The following is a 407-nucleotide window of genomic DNA, read 5'->3' as shown; positions in this document are numbered from 1 at the left end:
ATCTGCGTGGACTTCAGGGCGGCGACCTGGCCGGTCTTCAGCGCACCGATCTGGTCGGTGGAGAGGGCGGCAACGTCGTCGGTGGAGAGAACGCCGATCTGGGTGGAGGTCAGGGCACCGACCTGGTCGGTGGTCAGGACCTTGGCCTGGTCGGTGGACAGAGCGCCGATCTGGCTGGTGGAGAGCTTGGCGATCTGGCCGGTAGAGAGCGCTGCAACCTGGACTGTGGAGAGGGCAGCGACCTTATCGGAGGTCAGGCCTGCGAGAGCAGCGGTCGTCAGAGCCGCGATCTCGTCGGTGGAGAAGGTTGCGATGTCGGCGGTAGATAGAGCGCCCACTTCGGAAGCGGTCAGGGCCTTGATCTGGGTGCTGTTGAGCGCGGCAACCTGGTCGGTGGAGAGCGCTGC

At 65.6% G+C, this 407-nt stretch carries 1 protein-coding gene; it reads right to left on the bottom strand.

Annotated elements, in window-relative coordinates; all coding sequences use genetic code 11:
• Positions 1 to 407, bottom strand: a 407-nt coding sequence (locus PY650_RS36845; protein ID WP_285885039.1) for a hypothetical protein, incomplete at both ends; no start/stop codon positions are given.

The organism is Martinezella calliandrae (assembly GCF_030272695.1).
GTDB classification, from domain to species: domain Bacteria; phylum Pseudomonadota; class Alphaproteobacteria; order Rhizobiales; family Rhizobiaceae; genus Rhizobium; species Rhizobium calliandrae.
The sequence above is the reverse complement of the archived record's forward strand: the minus strand, read 5'-3'. Positions and strand labels throughout refer to the sequence as shown.